This is a genomic window from Pseudomonadota bacterium (assembly GCA_026390555.1).
Taxonomy (GTDB): domain Bacteria; phylum Bdellovibrionota_C; class UBA2361; order UBA2361; family OMII01; genus OMII01.
This window is the reverse complement of record JAPLFS010000072.1, coordinates 14,315-38,375: the sequence shown is the minus strand read 5'-3', so window position 1 is coordinate 38,375 and position 24,061 is coordinate 14,315. Positions and strand designations below refer to the sequence as shown.

Genomic DNA, 24,061 nt, shown 5'->3' with positions numbered 1-24,061 from the left:
AGATGAAGATAGCTGTTATAGGTGGGGGCATAGCAGGGCTTGTAGCAGCGTATGAGCTGGTAAAGAGCGGCGAGCGTCCGGTCTTGATTGAGCCTGGACAGCTAGGGGGCATGATTCGCTCAGCGCCCCAGGATGGATTCACATGCGAACAGGGGCCCAACGTTCTGGTAGAGCGTCCCGATATCACGCAATTACTCGATGAGCTTAAGCTCTCTAGCGAGGTGCGATATCCGAGCGTTACTCCATACGGACAGTATGTCTGGTTTCGTAATAAACCGGTTAAGGTTCCAAGTGGGCTGAGCGAACTGATTACAACTCCACTTTTCTCCTGTGCTACGAAGCTTAAGTTGCCCCTTAGGCTACTAAGGTCGGCGCTACTAAAACCAGCTAGTGATGACCTATCGGTGCTCCGTTTTTTTGCACCACTGCTTGGCGAAGACTCTACTAAGTGCTTACTAGATCCGGTTCTTAAGGGGATCTACGGCGGAGATGTAGAGCAGCTTAGTGCGCGCTCAATCTTCCCCGGCTTATGGAGTGCGGCGGTCGAGGGGCGTTCGATGCTTGGGTATATGCGCAGCCGCTCAAAAGTAAAGAAGCCAGCCATTATGGTGATCAAGGGGGGTATTCAGCGTTTAACCGATGCGATTGCTGCCGCACTTAGTGGTAAAATTGAGCTCTGCTCTGAGCGAGTACTTAAGATACTCCTTGCAAGTAGTGGGGGGTTCGAGCTTCGCTGTAGCGCTGGATCTAGCTTCGAGGTTAAGCAGTGTATCGTAACGACCGCGGGTAGGGCGAGCGCTTCCATGGTTCAGGAGCTTGAGCCAAGCTTAGCTCAGATGCTGGCAGGCATGCAGTTCGCTGGATTGACGGTTGTGCACCTTGCGGTCGATCGTCGGGAGCCACTTTTAAGGGACGCCTTTGGAGTTCTTTTTCCTGGCGCAATGCCAGAGAACCTATTGGGGGTGATGTTTAATTCTCAGATATTCCCTCACGTGGCTCCAGCTGATAAGCATATCATGACCGTAATGCTTGGTGGAGCACAGGCTGGAGAGGGTAGCCCAGATGAAGCTAGGCTAAGGGAGGTACTCCCACGCCTATTGCAGGAGCTTTTAAAGATAGGGGGAATACAGTGGCTCGGCTCATACACCTGGGAGCGCGCTATTCCCCAACTAGTAGTTGGGCATCATCGGATTGTTTCCGCAATTAATGAGTGCGAAGGCCGAAGGCCGGGGCTTGTCTTTGCCGGAGTTGATCGGGGAGGTGTTGGGGTATCGGATAGAATTAAGATCTCGCGTGAGGCGATTATACGGGCGCAGGTTAATGCATATGGATAAGAACGCAGCTGAGTTTGGATGTAAGGGTTCGAAGGACAGGATCGGGGTGTTGATTGCGCAGTTAGGCACTCCGGATGCGCCGACTCCTGCTAAAGTACGCCGATATCTGAAACAGTTTCTCTCAGACCGACGGGTTATTGAGATCAATCGGATAGTCTGGTGGATTCTACTCAATTTCATTATTCTTGTAACCAGACCACGGCGCTCTGCGCGTCTTTATAAGCGTATCTGGCGTAAGGATGGATCGCCTCTGCTGCTAATAACAAAGAGCCAAGCTGAGGGAGTTGCGAAACGGCTTTTACTAGTCTCCAAAAATATAGATGTTGAGTTTGGTATGCGCTACGGCTCGCCTAGCCTTGAGAGCGCGATAGATAAGTTAATCGCAAAAGGATGCTCTAAGATCCTCCTTTTCCCGATGTATCCGCAATACTCAGCTACTACTAGCGCCTCTACCTACGATGCTGTTTTTTTGCACCTACTTAAGCGGCGCTGGGTTCCAACGCTACGCGTTGCAGAGCCATACTATGCGCATCCAAGCTATATAGAAGCCTGGGCCACGATTATTAACGAGCATATCGCTGCCCTGCCACATAAGCCTGAGCGCTTAGTACTTTCATATCACGGCATCCCACGTAGCTATGTTAATAAGGGTGATCAGTATTGTTGTCACTGTGTTGAGACAACGGCGGCACTCATCCCTAAGCTTAAACTAGACCGAGAGCAGGTTGTTCATACATTTCAATCTCGCTTTGGGAGCGAGCCGTGGTTGACCCCCTATACAGATGTGACATTCGAAGAGCTTGGGAAGAGCGGAATTAAGCGCATCGCTGTTGTAGCTCCGGGCTTTACTGCGGATTGTCTTGAGACTTTAGATGAGTTGGGACACGAGGGGCATGAGCAGTTTACTGAGGCTGGAGGTGAGGAGCTCTCACTTATTCAGTGCTTAAATGATCATCCGGCTTGGCTGGACGGAATGACCGAGATTATCAAGGAGGAGCTAGGAAGCTGGCTGGTTGGGGGCTGTAGAAATGCTTCTGACTGCGTTATTCGGTGCCCTCTAAAGAGTTAACGCCCGTTACATTGATACCTTTCACCCCGATCTCAAGCACGCTAGGATAATCGTCGGTGTTGCATTTATAGCAGGGGTTTCTATGAAGAAGGTGTTACAGCTTGGTATCGGCTGCCTAATCAGTGCAGTGGCGATGTATATCGCCTTTCGGGATGTCAAGCTGACGGAGCTTTCAGAGAGCTTCTCTCAGATACAGTGGTGGCCGGTGCTGCCATTTCTGGCCTGCTTTGGCGCTCATTTCTTCTTTAGGTCTCTACGTTGGAGGTACCTTCTGCCGGAGCCGCAGGGTGAGCGCCCATCTCTGCGCAAGCTCTTTGACTCTATGATCCTCGGTAACCTTGCTACCTTTTTGTTGCCATTTCGGTTGGGTGAATTTATCCGCCCCATGATCCTTTCGCGCTGGTCTGAATACAGCTTCGCATCGGCGTTTATATCGGTTGTAATCGAGAGGTTCTTTGATCTTGCCGCGGTGCTAATAGCGTTTGCAATAATAGTACCGATGTTGCCGGCTGTGCCAGAGTGGGTGAACTGGGGCGCGTACTCGCTTGGAGCACTGAGCGGATGCCTGTTGCTCTTTCTAATCTGTGGCTGCCTATTTCCTAGCTTTATTCGTAGTAGTGTTATCCTCTTCACTAAGCCCTTACCGCAGCGGCTAGCTAGCCTGATCGTACGGTTTGCGGGGGACCTGATCGAAGGGGCTGCCGTTATTAAGACCCCGATGCGCCTGTTAACGATAGTAGTCTTAACGGGGGTCGTGTGGCTCTTCGCCTGCCTGCAGTTCTATAGCCTGCTCTTTATCTTCCCCTACGACCACTCCTTCCTTCTAAGCGTAACGTTAGGGGTCTTCGTTGCGCTTGCGATCGCCTTTCCCTCGGCACCTGGATTCCTGGGGGTATTTCAGGTGGGGTGCGTGGCAGCCTGCTCATTTTTTACCTTCCCCCCGGCTGCGGCCACTACGTACTCTATAGTAGTGCATATGCTGACCTACCTGCTCTTTATCGGCATAGGGTTCTGGCTACTAGCCATTCATGACTTAAGCCTTGGTGAGCTAAGGAATGCGGCCGAGGATCGGGGGGAAGCTCCGATACCACCAGGATAGAAGAAATCCTATGCGAGGGTGCTTAAAGGAGCGCATAATAGCTCCTATACGTTATCGCTATTATTGCGGTAGCAGAGAGCACTAGCAGCTCTTCAGTTTTTTATGGAGCCTTCTATGGAAGATGATAAGGGACATGCAATCCTCACAGCTCAGACGGTAGAGGAGTGTATTATTGATCAGAATTGGGGCGCCTATAGCGCCGCTGATCACAATACCTGGAAGACCCTCTATAACCGACAACTTGAAACCCTCAAGGCACGTGTGTGTGAGGAATATCTTGAGGGTTTGAAAACCCTGCACCTAGTTGCCGAAACGGTTCCAGATTTTGCACAGATGAATAAACATCTGCGCGCCGCAACGGGGTGGGAGGTGCTAGCTGTTCCCGGTCTTATAGCCTCTAAACCCTTCTTCTCAATGCTAGCAAATCGGCAGTTTCCGGCGGGAACATTTATCAGAACCCCCGAGCAACTCGATTATCTGGAGGAGCCCGATATATTCCATGATGTGTTTGGACACATCCCGCTCCTTTCTAACCCTGCCTACGCAAACTATATGCAGGAGTACGGTAGAGCGGGGCTCGCAGCGCTTGAGCATAAGGGGATAAAGTTCTTAGCGCGCCTTAACTGGTATACTATTGAGTTCGGACTTATAAAAAACAACGGCGAGGTTAAAGCATACGGCGCAGGTATTATGTCATCGTACGGAGAGGCTAAGTATCTCTTCAACGACCCTTCGGCTAATTGGCTACAGTTTGATATCGATAGAGTTCTGAGAACCGGCTATTACATCGATGATCTGCAGGCGTCTTATTTTACGATTGATAGCTTTGAGTCGCTCTTTAAGCAGTGTATCGAACGCCCATTTATCCCGCTCTACGAAAAATTTCGCGCAATGCCAGCCCTCACGCCATTTGAGATAGTGGAGGGTGATACAGTTCTGCGTAAAGGGACAGGGGAGTACTGGAGGGAGTTTCCTGTTACAAAGCCCAAGCTAAAGTAAGTCTATTCGTTACTACGAGCGGTGAACGCCAAGGTGTCTCTGGCGCTCCTCTTCGAGCCGTTTTTTTTCAAGCTGCTCGGCATGAGTTGGCGCGCGTGGCTCAATGCGTGGCACTTGCTGTTTAAAGTGCTTTGGTATCTCTACATCTGCGCCCCCCAGGAGGCGCAGAATCAGGCGCTCCAGGGCTTTAAAAATATTGGCGAATAGGGTTATTAGGCGAGAGAACAGATCGCCTTGATATGGATAATAGGGGTTATTTAATACGCCGTGCGGCTTTTGCGCGCGCTCCGTTGATGGCTCCCTTAAGCGTTCAGCTTGCTCCAACGATGCTGACACGTTCTGTCCTACAAAGATGCGCTTGTCCGGTTTGGCCGAGAGACGGTCAACACCAGATGCGGCGATAGAGGCCTTTGAGAGGTCTGTCTCTGCAGGGCTGGATAGCTCCTGTGCGTTCTTCGGATCTCTAGATGCACGGAGGTCGCTCAGGTTCGATACCACCTGCTCAAAAGGAGCATCCAGATTTTTTATATGCGACCTATCAGACATCTTACCTAACTATACCTCTAATTTAGACAGGATCGATCATCATACCTGGTTATGTGAATATTTCCAGATCCTGTGTGATAAGGGAGGGACTGTTTTGTCCAATGATACCGCGTTATTAAGACCTGAGATCCGTACTATTATTCCAGCCCCGTGGCGAGCAGCAGCCAGCGCTGCTCTAGGGAGGCTCCCGAACGGCGATTAAAGCCCATCTGCGACCAGCTCCTGGCCTTAAAGATAAAGTGAATAGCGCCGTCCTGCGCCTCTGCACCAGGGGGCGGGTTCGGATCTCGAACCCCGGCAGAGACCGAGAGGTTTACAACGGAGTCAAAGTGGGTGCTGCCAGAGCTGCTTAAGATCCGTACAGAAAGTAGCTTACCTTGACGCGATAGTACGGCTTCAATCGTTGTGAAGTCACTCAGCTGTTGAATCTGTTGTTGGCTTAATTTCTCCCAGCCCTGCGATCTGAGTTGTGTAAAGACCTGCACCGCCACACGTCGCACAAAGCTCGCATAGATATTGGCCTTGGCGTTCAGCAACGTAATATCACCATCAGGAAGGTTCGGGAGGTGATCGTTTATACCCGCATTCCCTAGAAAAGCCGCGCCACTTCCAGCGGGGCGCGAGAAGGCTTGATATTCATTTAGGGTTGCAGCAGGAGCCGCATTGCTACTCTGTTTAGTAGCTTTACTGGGCTGCGAGCCGAACTTCATGGCGAGGGTCGCATCATCAAGTTTTAGGTTTTTTAGTGGGTGGCCATCATTGCTTGCATGTTCTGGTTGCTTCTCAGTAGGGGGCTGCTTTGCGGGGCGTTGCTGCTCTTGGGCCTGTTTATGCTCCTGCTGCTGTGACTGTGATGGAGCGCCGGGCAGCCCACCATTATCACCCCTCTGGACCTGCTCTTTAACGGCGAGTGAATCGAGGTCCGAGAGCTTATTTGTATCCTCAGGGGGCTTTATGGCACGTTCGGCAGGTGGGGAAACTATCTCCTTTGTTCGGGAGTGTAGCGCTGATGGGGGCTCAATCGTAACATCCATAACTGCTGCTGGTGCTGGATAATGGGTGCGTGAGGTGAGGATAACCCCCAGTAGTAGCGCATGAATTATGAGCGAAATGGATAATCCAAGGCGTGCTTCTATAGAGGATGTCGTAGACTTGCTGGTAAGCATGTGATGGCGTAACGTTAGCAAACGTAGGGGCCCAGTAACAGAGCTGGGTCTAAAGAGATGCTTTCAAAGTTTGAGGTTACAGAGATGCTCAGTCCAGTAGAAATAGGAGTTGTTGCAGTTGTAGTTGTGCTGTTGTTCGGCACCAGGAAGCTGCCGGAGCTCGGCGCTGGTCTTGGAAAGGCTATCAGTAACTTTAAGCGCTCATATAGAGAGGGCTCGGAGATAGATGTTACCCCTGCTACTACCGATAAGCCGGCACCCGAACAGAAGCTAAAGAGCGATCCTAAGTAGTAACACGTAGGCACAGACCGCGCTGTGTTATTATACACCGCGTTATTCTACTGAAAACACCCGAGCAGAGAAATATTTTACCTTTGAGAGATCTAGCGCTCTTAAAGGCTCATTGTCAGCAGATTCGGACTCATCATTCAGCAAGGCGATAGTAAATGGTACGCCCTCATTAGGTGCTATTGAAGCGCTGCGTGCGCCAAGGGCGTGTTGAAATTTAGAGACGGTACTTAATTCAAGATCTGAGATCCGTTCGCGCGCAAGCGCGGAGTGGAGGGGTGCGTGAGAGCTTACGATGATCTCTCCGCGCTCGTTAAAGCCGAGCGCTTCAATGGTTACACCGTCGAAATTTTGCCCCGTAGCATTGAGCACGCTGCCAGTCACTATGGCCACGGTTTCTCTAGTTCTGGTTCTTACAAACTTAAGCGAAATATCTCGTACTGCCAGATTACTTGGAGGAAGCTCCGGCGTTGAGCGGGTTATGATCGAAGGCAGTAAGATATCAAAGAGGGCACCAATTGAGCGTGGACTGATGCGCGCGGAGTAGCTAAGTCCCACAAGAACTAGCACTAGTGCCAGCAGTGGAGCGGAGAGCGCCACAAGCCCTTTAGAGTGTTCCGAAAGGGAGGCGAAAAGCCTAGTAAATAAGCCACTACGAGGATCGGTGCGACCAAGCTCTAGAAGCTCACGCTCGTTTTCAGCGGAGATATGGGGCTCTCTGCCTGGAGTAGGTATAGAGGCATTATTATAACTGGGTGTAACGTAGCTCGACCTTGCAACGGGTTTCGCCTGTGGGTTGGTCAGCTCAAAATGGGATGAGGCGCTCTCTGGGGACCTAAAGTGTGCCGATGGGATCGGCTCTGGGCCGTTGGCGGGGCTATGAGCGCGGATATTTAACTGTCCCTGGGCGAGTAGCGAGAATCCAGACTCTAGGCTAATCGATTCTGTTTGGGTTAGTTGAGTAAGCCCTGAAGGGGGCGAGTGTGGCTGAAAGCCGATCGAAAAATCACCCGTCTTAAGCGCGCTCTTCATTACCGCTGGCTTTGGAACCCCCATCTGCGCAGGATTATTAGCTGGCGTTTTGTCGGAAAGATCCCCGATGAATTTGTCTGGATCTGAGAGCGTCCAGCGCGGAGTATCGTTGTCTGCTGAACTGATTTGTTGCCCGAGTTGGCGTATATTAGCTGTGGAATTACTGCTCATCGAACGGTCAGAATCCTTCATTACGAATATATTGTCGCAGCGTGAGCAGTGAAAACGTGGAACCTCAAGAGCTGCAACAGCGGAGCTTTCGACCGCAAACTTAGTCTGGCATGAGGGGCAGGCGACAACAACGTGCGGCTCTGCCGACTCAAGCGAGAGAGCTGGGTCATCTGAACCGGCAAAGGAGCTCATATAGGATGCCTTGGGAAGCATGGTACCTGTACTAGTTTAGGGCCAAAAAAATATCTCTGGACCCCATTCCTGTTGTTAGGATGCCATGAAACCACAAAGCATCCAGCGAACCGCTATTAAATATACCCGTTAGCACCCCCATCCCCGACCAGTAGGTCGAAAAGGCGTAGGCTCACGTCGTTTCAGTAGTATACGGATATTAAGAAACCACACTAGCTATAAAATACGTGGACTTAAGTAATAACTGCTAAAAACTCCTCAGGAAGTTTTTCAAGTCGACAAAAAAAGGGTATCTTGGCAGCAGAATTTTATGTCACGACGTAACCAAACACCACCACGCCACAATCCTACGCGCCGCCAGTCTGCGCCAGCACGCCAAGAATCTGGGCGCCAGTCCCCGTCACGCCGTGAGCCTACACGCTCTGCGCATGACTATATAATGGGTCGAAGTTGCCTTGAGGAGATGTTGCGGCACCGCCCAGACCGTGTGCTGCATGTATTCCTCTCTGAAGCTCGAGAGGGCGCGCGTCCCTCTGATGGTTCTCGGCGCAATTCTTTGCGCTCTGAGCTTAATCGGCTAGCTATCTCTGTATCCGAAGTAGAGCGTAGAGAGCTAGATCTAATGGTAAGCTCCGACTCTCACCAGGGCGTTGTGGCGCAGGTATCGCAACGTGAGTTCCTTAGATTTGAGGATCTGCTCGAGATGGCGCGTTCGATGCCTTTTATTAGAATTCTTGCGTTAGATGGAGTGCTTGATCCCCATAATTTAGGGGCGATTCTGCGCGCCGCTGAGTGCTTCGGGGTCGATGCGGTGCTGTGGTCTAAGAATAGGGCCGCACCACTAGGCCCGGTCGTTTCTAAGGTTAGTGTTGGGGCGAGCGAGTTGGTGCCACTCTGCCCAGTTTCAAATCTTCACCGGGCGCTTGAGTCGCTGAAGGAGGTTGGGGTGTGGATCGTTGGAGCCTTAGTCAGCGCAGATGCTACGCCGCTCGATACCTTTGAGTTCCCAGAACGGTGCGCAGTTGTTATGGGAGCTGAGAGGGATGGAATACAGCACCTAATAGGAAAAAGCCTAGATTTCCAGGTCTATATAGCGATGATGGGGGAGGTGTCCTCACTTAACGTATCTCAGGCTAGCGCCGTAATGCTGCACGCTATGGCGAAACAGCATAGCAAGAGGAACAATGGGGATGTTAAAGTCGCTTAAAGTAAGGTACCCTTTTTGTTATAATATATGACAGCAGGTGAGCAATATTCACGTTTCTTTGAAGTTAAGTTGGAGCTCTTTGATGGCCCCCTTGATCTGCTATTGCACCTGGTCAAAAAGAGGGAGCTTCCGATCGAAAGAGTTTCGCTCTCGGATGTAACGGCGCAGTACTTAGAGTGCATCAAGGCGTTGCGTTACTACGACGTTGAGGTTGCAGCGGAATATCTAGTAATTGCGGCCACCCTTCTTTCGGTTAAGGCCAGCGTGCTCCTTAATGATCCGGTAGAGCTGATTCCGGACGACAACGGCGATCTAGTCGATCCACATGAGGAGCTGTTGCGGCGTCTGCGCGAGTTGCAGGCTTATCGTGCAGTTGCTAGCGATCTCGCGGCTCGACCAGCGCTTGGCCACGATGTTTTTGCGGCACCTGTGAAGGCTACTAAGATAGACCCAGCACTTATTCCCCTGGCCGATCATCAGTCGGAGCTTCTTGTGCAGGCTTTGCAGAAGGTCTTGACCAGACTCGGTGAAAAGGCGGCGGTATTTGCAGTCACAATTGATTCAATCTCGGTCATTGATCGCATGCGTATGGTGGTTGATTCGATCAAAGTTATGGGCGGCCGCACTACCTTTTGGCAGATTATTGGAGGAGTAGAGGATCGCTCGACAGCGATCGGGGTCTTCATAGCGCTGCTTGAGCTTTGTCGTCGTCGCCTGATCTCGGTATCTCAGGCAGGACCGTTGGGGGAGATTCAGGTGCAACTTTTAGATCTTGCTCAACTTGCGGCTAACCAGATGGATCAGTTCATTGAGGAAGTGGCGGCATAGAAGAGGGGCTCTTTAATAGAGCGCATGCTGAAGAGTGATAGAGATAGTGATGTTGTATAGGTGGCGATAATGACGATAACGGAAGCTATTATTTCAGATACTACAATTCTAGAGCAGGCGATGCCGGAGCCTGAAATTTCGCAACCTATAATGAGCGAGGACCAGAAGGTCGGGCTGCTTGAGGCCCTATTGCTGGCTAGCGGCGATCCGCTATCTATCGCGCGTATTCAGGAGATCCTTGCATGCACACGGCCCGAGCTTTTGGCCATTGCTGATTCCCTACAACAGCTCTGTTCGAACGATAGGCGCGGTATTGAGGTCGTTGTTGTGGCAGAGAAGCTGCAACTTAGAACCAAGGCGATCTATGCTAGTCACGTTAGGCAGCTTATGGCCGTTAAGCCACGCAGACTGTCGCAGGCGGCTCTTGAAACTCTGGCTGTGATTGCCTACCAGCAGCCGGTGGTAAAGAGCGAGATCGATAAGGTGCGTGGGGTTGATGTAGCTCCAACCGTTAAGACCTTATTAGAGAGGAATCTCGTAAAGATCCTCGGGTATCAGGCCTCTGTTGGGCAGCCAGCGCTGTACGGTACAACTGAGGAGTTCCTGCATGTATTTGGTTTGCCAGCACTTTCTGCGCTGCCTGCGATGCGTGATCTTAAGGCGCTTGTAAAGGAGCCGGGCGAGGCGCAGTCGCATACCGAGGATGGGGGGCTAGAGGTCGCTATTCCAGAGGAAGCCTGCGATAATGCGCAGGCGCTAGAGGCCACTAATAATGTTTTCACCCCCGATTTGCTCGGCAAATCGGCAGATCAGCTTGATGGGATCGTTACTCAGTAACGCTTGCGTTCCCAGCGATAGTTTACAATACAGGACATGCAATGGCAGAGGTTCGACTACAGAAGTTTTTAGCCGAATGTGGAGTGGGTTCCCGTCGTAAGATGGAGCAATTCATTACTGAGGGGCGTGTTTGCGTTAACGGTAAGGTTGTTAATCAATTGGGCGCTAAGGTCGATCCAGAGATTGATCGCGTTGAGGTAAATCGTCGAGTGGTGCGTGCAGCTCCGAAGGGCATAATGCTGCTCAATAAGCCACGTGGTGTTATCTCCACCCTGAGCGATCCGGAGGGCCGCCCGACAGTTGCTGATTTTCTTACGAAGCATTACACCTCTTTTTTCCCCGTTGGTAGACTTGATTGGGATTCAACCGGTCTGATGATCTTGACCAATGATGGTGAGATAGCGGAGCGCTTGATGCATCCCCGCTTTGGATTTGAGCGTGTATATCAGGCGCGTGTGGAGGGCTCTGTTAATAAGGAGTTGCTTGAAAAGATGGCGCGAGGTGTGAAGCTCTCTGATGGAATAATCAAAGCATCGGCAGAGATAATGCGTGGCGACGAGAGGTCCACCTGGATTGAGATCTCGATTAAAGAGGGGCGAAATCGTGTTGTTCGGCGCCTCTTTGAAAAGCTTGGTCATCCGGTTATGAAGCTTAAGCGTATCATATACGGACCATTTAAGTTGGGGCGTCTTCAGACGGGGCAGACTAGGGTGCTCACGATGATGGAGTACGATATAGCGCGTCGTAAAGTGATGCTGCATGGAAAGGATGATGGGGATAAGGAGACGAAGAGCACGTCGGAATCCAAATCAGATTCAAGATTAGATACAAGATCAGAGTCCCGTTTGCTTGGGCCTATGGCCAGTAGCATGCGCGGCCCCGCACCTCGCAAGCCAGCGATGAGGCCTAAGGTCTCCACCCCACGGAAGCGTAGGCGCGAGTAGGGCAGTAAAAAATGGGTCAGGCGGGTTCAATAACTAAACGTCCCACCCAATAGGATATACATACGGCGAAGCGCTGGGAGCGCCATTCTCCAGAATGGCCAGGTACAAATGTTTAGGTAGTTGATCCCTAAGCCGCTATGACAATCTTGACTTTGCCAAGTTCTGATAGGAGAAATATGGAAGCGGGGGTGGGATTTGAACCCACGACCTCCAGGTTATGAGCCTGACGAGCTAACCGGGCTGCTCTACCCCGCATCAAGAGGTTCGTTGGATGTTTTTGTTCAACATCGCGCCGAGAGATGATACTATACACGGGGTGCCTTGGCAGTGCAAGTACGCTGAACTATGCCAATAAACGCCATTAATCCCCGTAATCGATAACTCCAAACTTAAAGGTTGTAGATTGTTGGTACGTTTCTCCGGGCCGCAGGATGGTGTTAGGGAAGTTTGGCTGATTAACTGAATCGGGAAAGTGTTGAGTTTCAAGACAGAAGCCGGCGTGTTTTCTGTATGGGATGTTCCCCTTACCGATCTCTTTTTCGGTGAGAGAGTTGCCGGTATAGAGCTGTACGCCAGGCTCGGTTGTTACGACCTCAAGCGCTCGTCCTGATACGGGGTCCCAGGCAACAGCAGCGCGCTTTAATCCGGGGCCGTTCTGCTGCAAGACGAAGGTGTGATCATATCCGCTACCGATGGCACCGATCTTATCGCCTATAGATCGTGGCTTTGTAAAATCAAAGGGGGTGCCTATTACAGGTTGTAACGATCCGGTTGGGATCTGGGTTTCATCGACAGCAACGATCTTATCGGCGTACACCTGCAGTTTCTGCTTTAGTACATTACCCGAACCATGACCCGCTAAATTAAAGTAGGAGTGGCTGGTGAGGTTAACAGGGGTGGCCTTGGTTGTTGTAGCGCTGTAATCGATGCGGAGTGTGTTGTTTGTATAGAGGGTATAGGTCACCTGAACGGTGAGCTCTCCTGGATATCCCTCGTCACCATCTGGGCTGACGTGTGAGAGCAGTAGTAGAACGCTATCGGGCCTTGTTTCTGTGCGCGCTTGCCATACGGCGCGATCAAAGCCGTTCGTTCCGCCGTGCAGATGATTGGGGCCGTTGTTCAGCGCTAGGGTATAGGTGTGTCCGTCGAGAGAGAAACGCCCCTTGGCGATCCGGTTTGCAAACCTACCTGCGATCGTTCCGAAGTATGGGTGCCTCTCCTCGTAGGGCGCCAGGGTGTCGTATCCCAGAACGATATCCTCAAGTACGCCGTCGCGCCCTGGTGTGTAGAGGGTACGGATGATTCCGCCCCAGGTTAGAATAGAGGTGCTAACACCGTTACCACTTGTGAGGGTGTATTGGTCTACTGAGAGACCCCCCTTGGTAACTCCGAACGGCTCTTTAACTATAGATGGTGATGATGCGGTTGGATGATTTAACGCACGCAGGGTCATGCAGCCTCCACAGAGTATAAGTAAGGGTATAAGTATAAGAGAGATAAATCTGGTCAGGTAACGGTGAATCATATTGCAAGGATCGTGTAATGGTATCGTTATAACGAACAAGGAGCAATGAAAGCTTTCTACTACCCAGCCGGGGTCGGGTCGTTTCCATCGATAAGGCCATCACCGTCAGTATCGCGCAGTAGTGGATCTGTACCGAACTTTGAACGCTCAAAGATATCGTAGAGTAGATCGTCGTCCTGATCTAGGCGCATAGTACTGGCATGCTTAGGGAAGCTCTTAAGGAGGTAGTCGCGCAGTACAATTGAGAGTGCATTATATCCGGCCGGCGTTGGGTGAATCTGATCGTCTGATAGTAGCCGCTTGCTGACCAGGTCAAAGCGCAGATCGGCTGGCTTCTCCTTGGAATGTGACTTCAAGATCAATTGATTAAGATCCTTAACCCAGGGACCCTGCGAACCACGGTTAGGCAGCATCAGAACGGCGGTTACGATCAGGGGGGGATATTCAGCCAGCGTGGTCACCCGCCTCTGAATTAGATCGACCGATTTTCTTAGGCGACGAGAGGTTTGTAGCGGCTCACCGAAGAACCAACGATCGTTTCTTCCTAGATCGAGTATGACGAGGTCGGCCTGAGCGAGGGCCGCAGCAAGACTTACGTTACCGCGCCCATCAAAGGCGCGCTGAATTTTAAGCAGAAGTTGTACGGTATTTAGACCAGCAACGCCGAAATTATCGACCTGAGCATTTAGGAATCTATTTTGCGTGCGAAGCACGTACCCGCCGGTGTTGTTATTCTTGGTATCACCGACGCCAGAGACGAGACTATCCCCCAAAACAACGATGCGAATCTTTCCGTCGCAATTGAAATCGGGGAGCTGATCTATTGCAGGGCAGGCCAATGCTGGTGCTGATAGCAGTACAGAGATCGTTAGGAGCAGCAGTGTTATAAGGGGCTTTTTCATGGCTACCTTTTAATAGGGTAGCAAAGCGCCCTAGAGAAGGCCAACCTTTTGCACCTGATAAATACCTACGCAACTTTATGTAGCTCCAATCGAACACCTCAGTACAAACAGTATGTTGCGATCCGAGTTGGAGTTGTGTTCTGTCCGGTAGCCAACTACTCAAATTATCAGGAGAAAATATATGCCTTCTATTGAAAGTACGAGCTCTACCCCCCCATCATATGACGTTGCAACTGCAGCGGTTGAGGCAGCTAATACCAACAGCACTACTAGCACTACTAGCGCCAGCAGTGCTACTAGTACTGCGGCGAGTAGCTCAAGTGTTGATACGCTTTTAAGCGATGTGCAGAAGCAGGCGAGTGCGCTCTCTTCATCATCGACAACGATGGCAGGACCATTTGGCAAGATTATAGAAGCCATGGTTGGTCTGGTAAGTGCTCTGATCGGCCTGATTACAAACATGTTGGGCGATAAGAAGGCCGATCCAATCGTAACTAAGCCCACACCTGTGCCTGTCACAACTACACCGGGCACGCCTGCGCCTGTCACAACTACACCCGGCACACCTGTGCCTACCACGCCTGCGCCTGTCACACCTGCGCCTGGGACATCAACGGAGGTCCTAAAGGCTATGCAAGCGATCGCAGATGATAGTGGGGCGATCACGGTGCGTACTCCGGATGGATATGTTGTTAAGGCGGAGGGTAAGGAGCAGGCCTGGTCGATAACTGGACCTGATGGAAAGACGACCCGTATTTGGGGCGACCCGCACGTTGTGGAGAGTGATGGTGATAGATGGGACTTTAAAGAGCGTGGGAGTTTCATGTTCGGCGCCAATAAGATAACGGCCGAAACCGTTCCTGCCGGAAACGGTCAGACGCTGAGTTATCGCCTAACCGTCTACAGCGGCAACGAAAGGGTAACGGTTGGTGGGATTAACACCAACAAACCCGTGATAGTTGCCGTCGGACAGGATGGAAAGCAACACGACGATCAGCTCGCTGATGGTACGCAATATACCCGTTCATTGGGTGCCAATGGTGAGGCGTGGTCGACTATAATTAACAACAAGAAGAAGGTCATGAACTAGAAAACATGACGACCTTTTAATTGCGTCAAGTTTTGCCCGAGTATTAAAACACTTCGGCAAAACTTGGCGCAAAAGGTTTTTTGCGCTACACGAGTAGAGCAGAGATAAAGATTCCGATCATTGCGGCAACGATAGCTACCTTCAGGGCGGTGCCGATCAGAAGTCCGATCCAAGTTGCGATACCTACCCGTGTGGCCTGTTCTACGGTGCTTTGAGCAAAGAGCTCTCCGGCTACGGCACCAACAAACGGCCCGATAATAAGCCCGGGGATAAAGAAGAACATGCCTATTATGGATCCGAGAGTTGCCCCGACTATAGCCCAGTTGCTTGCTCCTACCCGTCGTGCGCCGAGAGCAGAGGCTACAAAATCGACCACAATTGCAAGAGCTGTAAGTACTCCCAGGATTACAAGGGGGAGTATTCCGATAATGGCGAAATCCTGCCACCAAGCAATTAAGAACATTCCTGCAAAGATCATGGGCGTTCCCGGAAGCGCAGGTATAATAGTGCCGAGCACTCCGACAACGATCGACACTACGGCTATTAACCAGATAAGTGTCAGATAGAGATCGTCCATAGCGGTATCCTTTAACCGTAACGGTGCACTGTATGTGCACTACGCACAACGCATATTGAGCTAAATGAAGGTAATTTTTTCTTTAGTGGGCAGCCCTTGCCGTTAGCGACCGTGATAAGTAGCTAAAAAGAATAGCGCCTATCCTGGCAAAATACTTGCTTAGAAGCGATCTCATAAGTTCATTAACAACTTGGTGGGATGGTGCAGGACGCAACCCCGGGCTTAAGACAAGCCACCCCCGAACTAGAGAGAGATCTTTATGTTTCGACCCCTGCACCTCGACGACGCTCAACGTGCCTCATACCTACGCGCTCCAGCCAAAGAGGGTGAAAACCTTGATGATCAGGAACGTAGCGAGCTCTCCATTGAATTTACCCAACTTTTAGAGCAGGCCAAGGGCACTATCGCTGCTGGCCATGATGAGGTCATGGCGCTCGGTATGGCGCTAGCTCAGGCTATTCCCACCATGCAGAGGGCGCGTGAAGAGGTTGAGGAAAGACCGGAGGATGACGGCGCAGGCCAGCATGACGGCGAGGATAATTTTGGAGAGGATCAGGACATTATAGATGATCGTTCACCTATGCAGCGCGATTGCCAGGGGCTTACATCAGATAGCGCAGCATCCGGAGGCAAAACCCTTGAAAAACAGGGTAATAGAGATAGCTCTAAGGATGGTACTCAGGTCGTTAACGGTGGCGCAGAGGATCAGGGCCAAGGTGACCAGATTGATATCAAAGCAGGGCTTGATCTTAGTTTTATGGAGGATTCTAGCTCTGAGGATGACTCTCTGGCCACAACTCAGCTAGTGCTGGAAGAGGTTGAAGGGCTTGATGTGCAGAGGGCGATTAGCACGGTTGCCGAGCAATTGACCGCTAGCGATACGCAGCTCTCGGACGATGGGAATAATCAGCAACTACAGTTGCAGCAGATCGATACCAAGGTTGTTACGTTTCGTTCTGGCGATGATTCTAAGCAGCAGGATTCTGAAGATGAGGAGGAGCAGCTAGGTTCCTTTATCAGTACGGCAGATGTGCTTGCAAATGAGGATAATCTTCAGGTCGTAAAGCAGGAGCGTGGACCCTTAAAACAGCGCGTCTCTGAGCTGGAAGAGGGGGGTGCGCAGGCTCAACCGCAAGTGATGCATGCTGAGCAGGTAGTTGAGCAGAAGCCAGGGGTAAAGAGCGTACAGGAGAACCTCTCAGAGGGTGCTAATAACCTCTCAAATAGAATACAGAAACAGAATGAGGCGCTTACTAAGCAGGGACAGACATTAAGAGCTGAGAATGTTTTGGGCGCAGAGGGAGCAGCTCCTGCATTCTCAAAGACGACCGAACAGCTCCAGGAGTCAGGAATTAAATTGATGTTGTTAAGGCAGGCTTTTGAGAGTTTAAGAGCTCAAAGACATGAGACGAACGAGCCGAAACAACGCCAGTCTACTCCACAGGTAGGGGCGACCGGAGCTACACAAGAGAATAAGAGTGTTTCGAATGAGGGATCTGCGCGTGGTTCTAAAAACCTGAGCCGAAGTACGACTCAGCGCATGCTTGAAAGGGTTGAGGCGTCCTTAAAGGAGGCGGCTCGAAGCCGCGACGGAAAAACTATCTCACTTAAGTTAGATCCGGCCCAGTTGGGGCGGGTAAAGGTGGATGTAACGTTGAGGGATGGAGCGCTGCATGCGCGCCTAACCCCTGAAAATCAGCAGGTTTTTGTGGCGTTGCGCGAGCATTCCCAGGAGTTACAGAGCATCTTGAGGAAGTTAGGGTTGAACGTTGATACAGTTACCGTAACTGTAAGTTCAGATGGTAGCAAAGATAACTCTGAGATAGGTCGTGAACAGACGGGCAACGGCAAGAGTTTCCAAGAAAGTAGGAACAAGATGCCTGAGCATACTGGTCAACTAGCTGAAAACACATTTGGCAGTGAACTTGCAGAGCTCTCAGCAGCTGGAACGTCACAATCAAATGGCGCACTCCGGGATCACTGGGTAGCGTAACGGCAATTTAGGAAGGAATTATGGGTGGCATAACTTCAACAGGGGCTAGTCAGTTCGCTAATATTAGCGGCTCTGCGGGTAGCCAGACCAAAAAGAAGGATAACGTTGGACGTGACGAGTTTTTACAACTTCTTATTACTCAGCTCAAGAATCAAGATCCGGAGGCTCCATTGGATAGCAAAGAGTTCGCGGTGCAGTTAGCGCAGTTTACGCAGGTAGAGAAGCTTATATCGATCGACGATCAGCTAACCAAGCAGTCACAGAACGTTAGCTCGATGGCTGGATACCTCGGTCAACAGGTAGTGCTTAATAGCAGTGATGTTCTTGTTAAGGGTGGTAAGGGCGGGCAGCTCCAGGTTGATTTAGGCCAGGATGCTCAAAATGTACGGGTCCAGCTCATTGATGGTACCGGTAAGACAGTTGGTGAAAAGGTTATTGATAATCTCAATAAGGGTAAGCAGTTAATTACCCTCGATCAGCTTGCAGTTCCTGATGGTAAATACCAGGTGAAGGTTTCGGCAACAAGTCGTTTCGGTGCCGGTGTATTTAATCCCGCAACAGCGGTAGCGGGAATAGTGTCCGGATTTATTCCTGGGCCAGATCCGAAGTTGATTGTAGGGGGTAGGGAGATCTCAGTTGGTGAGATTAGGGAAGTTTCGCTCCCAGCGTAGGTGTGGTTCGTAGCACGATGCAGAGCATGGAAGGTTCTGTCGCGTAGTTCCTCAAGGATGATACGAAAAAGTTGTTAACTGAAGGTTAACCGAACGTACAGCTTTACATGCATCGGCATGAAAGTAGTTCGTCTTTAAGAGCTAAAGGAACACGTGCCAAGCATAATTAACGGACTTTTTGCAGGTCGCGCAGGTATTTCCAGCCACGGTTCCGCCATCGCGGTTTCCGGCGATAATATCTCTAACTCTAACACGATCGGCTACAAGGCTAATCGCGCCGAGTTCGAAGATCTGATGGCGGGTGAGGGCGTTATCGGACGCCAGGTTGGTAGCGGATCTTCCATAGCCACAGTTTCTACAATATTTGAGCAGGGCACCCTTGAGTTTACCGGACGACCCCTTGATCTTGGTATCGCTGGAACCGGCTATTTTGTAGTAGCCAAAGAGGATCAGCGCTATTTTACGCGTGCCGGCAACTTTAAGGTCGATTCAGCAGGATTTGTCACCAACCAGGCAGGCCTAGCAATACTTGGATTTCCAGCTAACGGCAGTGGAGCACTAGAGCCGATTAACATTAACACGATTAAACAGGGCACTGTAGCAACTACAGAGGTGGATATCGCTGGAAATATCGATGCTTCTTCTGACTTAGTTAATACAGCGATTATTCCGGTTCCTGGACTAGTTGTCCCACCAACTGTGACCTATTCAGATCTCAATAGCTTAGCAGCTTATTCGACTGTAGTAGATGTATTTGACACACTCGGAGAGAAACACACGATCAGTATGTTCTTTTATCACACAGATACCAATGAATATACGGTACGTGGATATGTGAACAACGAGGAGGTTGATGCTACTGGTACGCTGACCGGATACCCGCGGCTGATAGGAAATAAGGTTCTTACCTTCGGTGGAAATGGGCAGCGCAACCCGCTTCCTGTGGTAGGAACCCCGGATTTTACGACGAACATTACATGGAAAAACCAGTCAGAGTTGAGTGATATCGCAGTTACCTTCTCACCGATGACACAGTATTCCGCCCAATCAAACATCCTCTCTATATCGCAAGATGGACAGGGCGTTGGTGCTGTTACAACCCTCGCGGTCTCGTCGAACGGTAGTATTTCAGCGCTGCTGACCAACGGACAACAGTCGGTGATCGGAACATTGGCTATGGCCTCGTTCGCCAATCCTGAAGGATTAACGCGAATTGGAGGTAACCTACTATCGCTCTCAACTTCATCGGGTGATCCCATTTATGGTAAGGCAGAAAGCGGTAACTTTGGGGCTCTCAAGTCCGGTACGGTAGAGCTCTCGACGGTGGATATCGCCTCTGAATTCGTAAAGATTATCACCCTTCAGCGAGGATTCCAGGCAAGCTCCCGTATTATTACAACCATTAACCAGCTTCTGAACGACATTATCCAGTTGGTGTAATAGCATAGCGAGTAGTACCATCAAGGTATGAAGTACACCGATGAAGAGCTGCTATCGAGAACGCTAGCGCGAGACTTTAGAGCCATTGCGCGCCTTATCACGCGCATAGAGGCAGCCCAGCCCCGTGCGCGAGCTTTAGCAGCTGCAATGCGGCGTCCAGCAGGTCGGGCGCATGTTGTTGGAGTTACTGGCGCGCCGGGCGCTGGCAAATCAACCCTCGTTGATTATATGGCACGAGAGTACCGTAAAGAGGGGCTCTCGGTTGCCATTATAGCGGTCGATCCTTCGAGCCCCTTTAGTGGCGGGGCGATCCTTGGGGATCGTATTCGTATGAACCTTGCAGCTGAGGATCCAACGATATTTATCCGTAGTATGGCGACACGTGGGTTGCTTGGTGGATTAGCCAAAGCAACCTTAGAGAGCGTGCATGTGCTCAATTGCGCCGGCTTTGATGTTGTAATCGTTGAGACCGTTGGGGTAGGGCAGGCGGAGGTTGATATAGTGCGCACGGCAGATACCTGCGTAGTTGTGCTTGTACCCGGAATGGGAGATAGCGTTCAGATTATTAAAGCAGGGTTGATGGAGATAGCAGATCTCTTCGTGATTAATAAAGCAGATCGCGAAGGGGCCTTATTATTAGAGAAAGATCTCTTGACGCTGCTCTCCTTGGCCGAGGGTGGACAGGATCAGTGGAATCCAAAGATCATCAAGACGATAGCGACCACTGGTTCCGGGGTGGGACAGGTTATTGAATCGATCAAGGCGCATCTAAATTGGCTTGAAACCTCGCCGCAGGGGCAGGTACGGCGCCTTAAGGTGATCTCGCAAGCTCTGATAATCCTCGCGTCTGAGTGGATAGCACAACAAGCATTGCACGGGTCACAGGATATAGTTGCGGCCCTTGCGCACGATTGCGTCCTGCGTAAGTTGACGCCATTAGAGGCGGTAGATCGTCTTGTGGCCTGGAGTAAGGGCAAGAGATAGGACAGCTCATCTAAAATCGATAACGAACTCCCATCATCGCGGAAGCCCCAGGTAGCGGAGCAACGTCCTTAGTGAACGATACGGCGTTGCGAGCCTTCTCACCGAGCAGATTCGTTCCCCGAATAAATACCTCCCATGTTTGGGTTCCTATCGGGATCTCTCGACTGAGGTAGAGATTAAGCATCGTGTACCCTGGGGTAGTTGTTTCGTATTCCGCTACCTTGTTCTGTTCAAATACCTGCTGCACCTCAAGACGGGCGCGCCCTAAGCTCTGGTGCGAGTAGGTTGTTCCAAGCAGTAGCCTAAATGGGGGAATACGGGGCAGATATTGATCGGTTGTAGAGTCGCGTGCCAACACATAATCAGGTTGAAGATCTAATGACCACTCCTCACTAAGGGTATCAAGGAGGAAGTACTGGAGCTGTGATTCAAAGCCCATAAAGTTAGCCTCTACCTGCTCAAAGAGATACACCGGCAGGCCATCCTCCTCTTGGCCATTAGGGGTGAGGTTTATGTAGTTTGAGAAGTGATTATAGAACCCCCCGACAAAACCACGAAATTGGCCGGTATTTTTGCGCAGTGTAATATCTGTGCCGAGCGATCGTTCGGGGGAGAGGTCCGAATCTCCCCTCTCAAAGGCCCCCGTTGCAACGTGGAGACCATCCGCAAAGAGCTCCTGTCCAGTTGGAACACGCTCAGTATTAGCCACTGAAAGAGCTAGAGAGTAATCGTCATTCATATCCCAAACGACTCCGGTTGATTGGCTAAAGGTGGTAAAATCACTGGAGCCACTAGCGAGCCCCGTCTCTGGAAATCCAGCACTATCTACGGAGTTCCAATCTACGCGTCCGCCAAGTTGCAACGTTACAACGTCGCTGACCGCAAGCTCTTCAAGATCAAATAGGGAGTAGGTGCGCGAGGTAGTCGGAGGCTGAAAGGCCTCCGCTCCGGTCGCTTCAAAGTTATTGTCCTGTAGTTGCACTCCCGCGGTCCCAGTTACCTCTCCAATCTTGCGGTGGTTAAGATCTATGCGCCCCTCAAGCCCGTTTTGTTTAAAGAATGTACCAGGCTCCAGCCCTTCAAATTCGGTGTGCTGATAGTCAACGATGCCGATACGAAGCTTGGCGCTCTCTACAAATGCTCCCGTGTTATTAATACCTCCACGCACATCGATTCTACGGCGCTGTGCATCAACGCTGATATCCTCCTCACCGTTCGGCACTCCATAATTAGTGTTATAATCACTGACGGCAGCCCCGAAAAAACCATCTTTAAAGATGTAGGAGCTTCCGAGGGTAAGGTTATCGCTCTCTGTATAGCTCCATGGGAGCGTGCCCTTAGGCTCAGAATAATCAAGAGGAGCTTCTCTACGCAGCTCCGCTGTTCGAGCGAATCCAGGAATATGGATATCATCTGTGCGTCGCTTAAAACCGTCGATATGAAACATGAAGGATCCGACCGGGGCGTTTAGTCCAAAAACTCCAGCACGCTCCTGATCTGTCGTCTCGCCGCGAATCTCCGCCGTTCCGCTCAGTGGAGCGCTCTGCATCCGCTCCGGGATTCTATTGTCAAAGACGTTAACTAAGCCACCCACGGCGCTCGTGCCGTACAACAGAGCTGCCGGTCCCCGGATGACCTCAATCTTATCGACAAGCGCTGATTCAACGGTAACGGCGTGATCTGGGCTGACGTTGGACAGATCGAGGGTTCCGATACCGTTCTCTAGAATTCTCACCCGATCTCCAGAGAGCCCTCGAATGACCGGTCGTCCCGCCCCCGGTGCAAAGGAGGAGGAGCTGATGCCAGGCTCTAACGCCAAGGTATCTCCCAATGAATCCCTAGCTTTTAGGGTAAGCTCTTTACCTGATAGAACAGAGACAGGCTGTACTGAGTTAAAGAGGGTCTCATTAAGGGGGGATGATTCAACAACTATCTGATCCAAACTGTACTCTTCGTTGTTTGGGTTTTGTTCAGAGAGATCGGGGGTTCCCTGAGCAGAGGCTACTGGTATGCACGCCATTACCATTAAGATAATTGCGGCAAGATTTTCAAGTCTATTAGGCACGACAATCCCTGCAACTTCCGTAAAGCATCACCTCATGTCGAGAGAGTGAGAACCCTCTGGGGAGTTGAGCCGCAACCTGCAATCCGCAGCCAGGGATATCGAACAGGCGGTGGCAGTCGTTACAACAGAAATGGTGATGATGATGTGCAGCACAGAGCTGGGTTTCGTATCTATCAGACTCACCAGGAACCGCGACCGGTACGATAAGCTTTTCAGAGAGTAGGGTCCTTACAACTCGATAGACCGTTGCAATGCTTAGAGTGGGAACCTGTTGTCGTGCCTCAGTATAGATCTCCTGCGGAGAGAGGGGACGGCGCGCCTGCTCAAGGGCCTCGCGAATAACGCTTTTTTGCTTTGTTGCTCTTGCTGACATAACTAATCAACCGATATTTAATAACAAAAGGACCATATGCTAATGATAATGCATTAGCAATAGCTAGGAAGCCACTTCTCAGAATAAGGGGATTCGTGCAAGAACAGCTACCTATGTGGTTAAAAAGCGAGCTATCAGCGCTGAAGCGTTTGAATTCCCCAGAGAAGGTTCAGGACTGTCTAGATCTGTTGCCGTACCGCTGTGCTGATGGGCACCTCTCAGCGCGGGCTGCTTTGCGCGACGAAATGGCGCACTGCTTTGACGGCGCACTGCTTGCAGCAGCGGCGCTACGTCGGTCGGGATTTCAACCTGCGCTGATAGATCTCTGTGCAGTGCGTGATGACGATCACATCATCTGTACCTTTCGTTGGAGGGGCTTGTGGGGAGCTGTAGCAAAATCAAATTTTCCAGGGCTGCGGTTTAGGGAACCGATCTACCGCACGGCGCGCGACCTCGTGCTTTCATACTTCGAGTTCTACTTTAATATGGAGGGGGAGAAGAGTCTTCGCCGATTTTCTCGTCCCTTTGTCTTACCCGATCCGGCGCGCATCAACTGGGAGAGCGATGATTCTCAAGGGGATCGCATCGTGTCTCTGCTAACTGAGGCCGCGCACTATCAGGTCCTGGCTCGTAATCAGGAGCGGGCACTGCGACCGATTGATCGGCGCTTCTTTGAATCCCAACTCGTTGGGGTTAACCTAAAGGGGGTTTATTAAGGCTTAGGGGGGT

General features: G+C 51.0%; 23 protein-coding genes and 1 tRNA gene. 15 read left to right on the top strand and 9 right to left on the bottom strand.

All coding sequences use genetic code 11. The features are described from left to right. The first annotated feature begins 2 nt into the window (after window positions 1-2). The 4 genes from hemG (at window position 3) to phhA (ending at window position 4,501) form a co-directional block, all read left to right on the top strand. Complete coding sequence (hemG, locus tag NTV65_10000; protein MCX6115525.1) at window positions 3-1,334, top strand: protoporphyrinogen oxidase; 1,332 nt, start codon at window positions 3-5, stop codon at window positions 1,332-1,334. Then, window positions 1,327-2,403 carry a ferrochelatase gene (gene hemH, locus NTV65_09995; GenBank protein ID MCX6115524.1) on the top strand — a complete coding sequence of 359 codons (1,077 nt, stop codon included), beginning with the start codon at window positions 1,327-1,329 and terminating at the stop codon, window positions 2,401-2,403. Before hemG ends, hemH begins: the two co-directional genes overlap by 8 nt. A gap of 82 nt (window positions 2,404-2,485) precedes the next feature. Next, window positions 2,486-3,502 (top strand): lysylphosphatidylglycerol synthase transmembrane domain-containing protein, encoded by a 1,017-nt coding sequence (locus NTV65_09990; GenBank protein ID MCX6115523.1) that lies wholly within the window; start codon window positions 2,486-2,488, stop codon window positions 3,500-3,502. A 114-nt stretch (window positions 3,503-3,616) separates the two neighbouring features. Next, window positions 3,617-4,501 (top strand): phenylalanine 4-monooxygenase, encoded by an 885-nt coding sequence (gene phhA / locus NTV65_09985; GenBank protein ID MCX6115522.1) that lies wholly within the window; start codon window positions 3,617-3,619, stop codon window positions 4,499-4,501. Window positions 4,502-4,513: 12 nt separating this feature from the next. On the opposite strand, the gene NTV65_09980 is transcribed toward phhA, so the two are convergent. Both NTV65_09980 and NTV65_09975 read right to left on the bottom strand, forming a co-directional pair. Beyond that, window positions 4,514-5,047, bottom strand: a complete 534-nt coding sequence (locus NTV65_09980; GenBank protein MCX6115521.1) for a hypothetical protein — start codon at window positions 5,045-5,047, stop codon at window positions 4,514-4,516. 137 nt (window positions 5,048-5,184) lie between these two features. Continuing rightward, on the bottom strand, window positions 5,185-6,213 hold the full coding sequence (locus NTV65_09975) for a TonB C-terminal domain-containing protein (protein MCX6115520.1): 1,029 nt from the start codon (window positions 6,211-6,213) through the stop codon (window positions 5,185-5,187). 57 nt (window positions 6,214-6,270) lie between these two features. On the opposite strand from NTV65_09975, the gene tatA reads away from it, so the two are divergent. Then, on the top strand, window positions 6,271-6,504 hold the full coding sequence (tatA, locus tag NTV65_09970; GenBank protein MCX6115519.1) for a twin-arginine translocase TatA/TatE family subunit: 234 nt from the start codon (window positions 6,271-6,273) through the stop codon (window positions 6,502-6,504). Between the two features lie 42 nt (window positions 6,505-6,546). Here the strand turns inward: tatA and NTV65_09965 are convergent, their stop codons facing one another. Next, window positions 6,547-7,917, bottom strand: a complete 1,371-nt coding sequence (locus tag NTV65_09965) for a hypothetical protein (GenBank protein MCX6115518.1) — start codon at window positions 7,915-7,917, stop codon at window positions 6,547-6,549. A gap of 289 nt (window positions 7,918-8,206) precedes the next feature. On the opposite strand from NTV65_09965, the gene rlmB reads away from it, so the two are divergent. The 4 genes from rlmB to NTV65_09945 all read left to right on the top strand — a co-directional run bounded on the left by rlmB (window position 8,207) and on the right by NTV65_09945 (window position 11,712). After that, the gene (rlmB, locus tag NTV65_09960) at window positions 8,207-9,103 is read left to right on the top strand and encodes a 23S rRNA (guanosine(2251)-2'-O)-methyltransferase RlmB (protein ID MCX6115517.1); all 897 of its coding nucleotides are present in this window, start codon (window positions 8,207-8,209) and stop codon (window positions 9,101-9,103) included. Window positions 9,104-9,130: 27 nt separating this feature from the next. Continuing rightward, on the top strand, window positions 9,131-9,931 hold the full coding sequence (locus NTV65_09955) for a segregation/condensation protein A (GenBank protein ID MCX6115516.1): 801 nt from the start codon (window positions 9,131-9,133) through the stop codon (window positions 9,929-9,931). 69 nt (window positions 9,932-10,000) lie between these two features. After that, window positions 10,001-10,768, top strand: a complete 768-nt coding sequence (gene scpB, locus NTV65_09950; GenBank protein ID MCX6115515.1) for an SMC-Scp complex subunit ScpB — start codon at window positions 10,001-10,003, stop codon at window positions 10,766-10,768. A gap of 41 nt (window positions 10,769-10,809) precedes the next feature. Further along, window positions 10,810-11,712 (top strand): pseudouridine synthase, encoded by a 903-nt coding sequence (locus NTV65_09945; protein MCX6115514.1) that lies wholly within the window; start codon window positions 10,810-10,812, stop codon window positions 11,710-11,712. 177 nt (window positions 11,713-11,889) lie between these two features. Here the strand turns inward: NTV65_09945 and NTV65_09940 are convergent. The 3 genes from NTV65_09940 to NTV65_09930 all read right to left on the bottom strand — a co-directional run bounded on the left by NTV65_09940 (window position 11,890) and on the right by NTV65_09930 (window position 14,139). Then, window positions 11,890-11,967 (bottom strand) — tRNA-Met (locus tag NTV65_09940). 106 nt (window positions 11,968-12,073) lie between these two features. Further along, window positions 12,074-13,165: a galactose mutarotase gene (locus tag NTV65_09935; protein MCX6115513.1), complete on the bottom strand. Its 1,092-nt coding sequence runs from the start codon at window positions 13,163-13,165 to the stop codon at window positions 12,074-12,076. Between the two features lie 131 nt (window positions 13,166-13,296). Next, window positions 13,297-14,139 (bottom strand): SGNH/GDSL hydrolase family protein, encoded by an 843-nt coding sequence (locus tag NTV65_09930; GenBank protein ID MCX6115512.1) that lies wholly within the window; start codon window positions 14,137-14,139, stop codon window positions 13,297-13,299. Window positions 14,140-14,320: 181 nt separating this feature from the next. Between NTV65_09930 and NTV65_09925 the strand changes: the two genes are divergently transcribed. Then, window positions 14,321-15,229 carry a DUF1521 domain-containing protein gene (locus NTV65_09925; GenBank protein ID MCX6115511.1) on the top strand — a complete coding sequence of 303 codons (909 nt, stop codon included), beginning with the start codon at window positions 14,321-14,323 and terminating at the stop codon, window positions 15,227-15,229. 85 nt (window positions 15,230-15,314) lie between these two features. On the opposite strand, the gene NTV65_09920 is transcribed toward NTV65_09925, so the two are convergent. Beyond that, window positions 15,315-15,806, bottom strand: coding sequence for a DUF456 domain-containing protein (locus tag NTV65_09920; protein MCX6115510.1), 492 nt, complete (start codon window positions 15,804-15,806; stop codon window positions 15,315-15,317). Between the two features lie 259 nt (window positions 15,807-16,065). Here NTV65_09920 and NTV65_09915 point away from each other — a divergent pair, with 259 nt between their 5' ends. From NTV65_09915 to meaB, 4 genes are all read left to right on the top strand, one after another. After that, window positions 16,066-17,799 carry a flagellar hook-length control protein FliK gene (locus NTV65_09915; GenBank protein MCX6115509.1) on the top strand — a complete coding sequence of 578 codons (1,734 nt, stop codon included), beginning with the start codon at window positions 16,066-16,068 and terminating at the stop codon, window positions 17,797-17,799. Window positions 17,800-17,819: 20 nt separating this feature from the next. Continuing rightward, the gene (locus tag NTV65_09910) at window positions 17,820-18,470 is read left to right on the top strand and encodes a hypothetical protein (protein MCX6115508.1); all 651 of its coding nucleotides are present in this window, start codon (window positions 17,820-17,822) and stop codon (window positions 18,468-18,470) included. Window positions 18,471-18,623: 153 nt separating this feature from the next. Beyond that, entirely contained in the window at window positions 18,624-19,910 is a 1,287-nt protein-coding gene (locus NTV65_09905) for a flagellar hook protein FlgE (protein ID MCX6115507.1), read from the top strand. Between the two features lie 27 nt (window positions 19,911-19,937). Beyond that, complete coding sequence (gene meaB, locus NTV65_09900; GenBank protein MCX6115506.1) at window positions 19,938-20,894, top strand: methylmalonyl Co-A mutase-associated GTPase MeaB; 957 nt, start codon at window positions 19,938-19,940, stop codon at window positions 20,892-20,894. Window positions 20,895-20,904: 10 nt separating this feature from the next. On the opposite strand, the gene NTV65_09895 is transcribed toward meaB, so the two are convergent. Both NTV65_09895 and NTV65_09890 read right to left on the bottom strand, forming a co-directional pair. Continuing rightward, the gene (locus NTV65_09895) at window positions 20,905-22,959 is read right to left on the bottom strand and encodes a TonB-dependent receptor (GenBank protein MCX6115505.1); all 2,055 of its coding nucleotides are present in this window, start codon (window positions 22,957-22,959) and stop codon (window positions 20,905-20,907) included. Further along, window positions 22,952-23,332, bottom strand: a complete 381-nt coding sequence (locus NTV65_09890; protein MCX6115504.1) for a transcriptional repressor — start codon at window positions 23,330-23,332, stop codon at window positions 22,952-22,954. Before NTV65_09890 ends, NTV65_09895 begins: the two co-directional genes overlap by 8 nt. A gap of 113 nt (window positions 23,333-23,445) precedes the next feature. Here NTV65_09890 and NTV65_09885 point away from each other — a divergent pair, with 113 nt between their 5' ends. Further along, window positions 23,446-24,048, top strand: a complete 603-nt coding sequence (locus NTV65_09885) for a hypothetical protein (GenBank protein MCX6115503.1) — start codon at window positions 23,446-23,448, stop codon at window positions 24,046-24,048. The last annotated feature ends 13 nt before the right edge of the window (window positions 24,049-24,061 follow it).

Bases quoted from the DNA above. Each gene is read 5' to 3' on its own strand.
- NTV65_09910 (MCX6115508.1), top strand. From the start codon at position 17,820: ATGGGTGGCATAACTTCAACAGGGGCTAGTCAGTTCGCTAATATTAGC.
- hemG (MCX6115525.1), top strand. From the start codon at position 3: ATGAAGATAGCTGTTATAGGTGGGGGCATAGCAGGGCTTGTAGCAGCG.
- phhA (MCX6115522.1), top strand. From the start codon at position 3,617: ATGGAAGATGATAAGGGACATGCAATCCTCACAGCTCAGACGGTAGAG.
- NTV65_09975 (MCX6115520.1), bottom strand. From the start codon at position 6,213: ATGCTTACCAGCAAGTCTACGACATCCTCTATAGAAGCACGCCTTGGA.
- NTV65_09955 (MCX6115516.1), top strand. From the start codon at position 9,131: ATGACAGCAGGTGAGCAATATTCACGTTTCTTTGAAGTTAAGTTGGAG.
- NTV65_09980 (MCX6115521.1), bottom strand. From the start codon at position 5,047: ATGTCTGATAGGTCGCATATAAAAAATCTGGATGCTCCTTTTGAGCAG.
- NTV65_09915 (MCX6115509.1), top strand. From the start codon at position 16,066: ATGTTTCGACCCCTGCACCTCGACGACGCTCAACGTGCCTCATACCTA.
- scpB (MCX6115515.1), top strand. From the start codon at position 10,001: ATGACGATAACGGAAGCTATTATTTCAGATACTACAATTCTAGAGCAG.
- NTV65_09890 (MCX6115504.1), bottom strand. From the start codon at position 23,332: ATGTCAGCAAGAGCAACAAAGCAAAAAAGCGTTATTCGCGAGGCCCTT.
- hemH (MCX6115524.1), top strand. From the start codon at position 1,327: ATGGATAAGAACGCAGCTGAGTTTGGATGTAAGGGTTCGAAGGACAGG.
- NTV65_09990 (MCX6115523.1), top strand. From the start codon at position 2,486: ATGAAGAAGGTGTTACAGCTTGGTATCGGCTGCCTAATCAGTGCAGTG.
- NTV65_09965 (MCX6115518.1), bottom strand. From the start codon at position 7,917: ATGCTTCCCAAGGCATCCTATATGAGCTCCTTTGCCGGTTCAGATGAC.
- NTV65_09885 (MCX6115503.1), top strand. From the start codon at position 23,446: ATGTGGTTAAAAAGCGAGCTATCAGCGCTGAAGCGTTTGAATTCCCCA.
- NTV65_09935 (MCX6115513.1), bottom strand. From the start codon at position 13,165: ATGACCCTGCGTGCGTTAAATCATCCAACCGCATCATCACCATCTATA.
- rlmB (MCX6115517.1), top strand. From the start codon at position 8,207: ATGTCACGACGTAACCAAACACCACCACGCCACAATCCTACGCGCCGC.
- NTV65_09930 (MCX6115512.1), bottom strand. From the start codon at position 14,139: ATGAAAAAGCCCCTTATAACACTGCTGCTCCTAACGATCTCTGTACTG.
- meaB (MCX6115506.1), top strand. From the start codon at position 19,938: ATGAAGTACACCGATGAAGAGCTGCTATCGAGAACGCTAGCGCGAGAC.
- tatA (MCX6115519.1), top strand. From the start codon at position 6,271: ATGCTTTCAAAGTTTGAGGTTACAGAGATGCTCAGTCCAGTAGAAATA.
- NTV65_09945 (MCX6115514.1), top strand. From the start codon at position 10,810: ATGGCAGAGGTTCGACTACAGAAGTTTTTAGCCGAATGTGGAGTGGGT.
- NTV65_09920 (MCX6115510.1), bottom strand. From the start codon at position 15,806: ATGGACGATCTCTATCTGACACTTATCTGGTTAATAGCCGTAGTGTCG.
- NTV65_09925 (MCX6115511.1), top strand. From the start codon at position 14,321: ATGCCTTCTATTGAAAGTACGAGCTCTACCCCCCCATCATATGACGTT.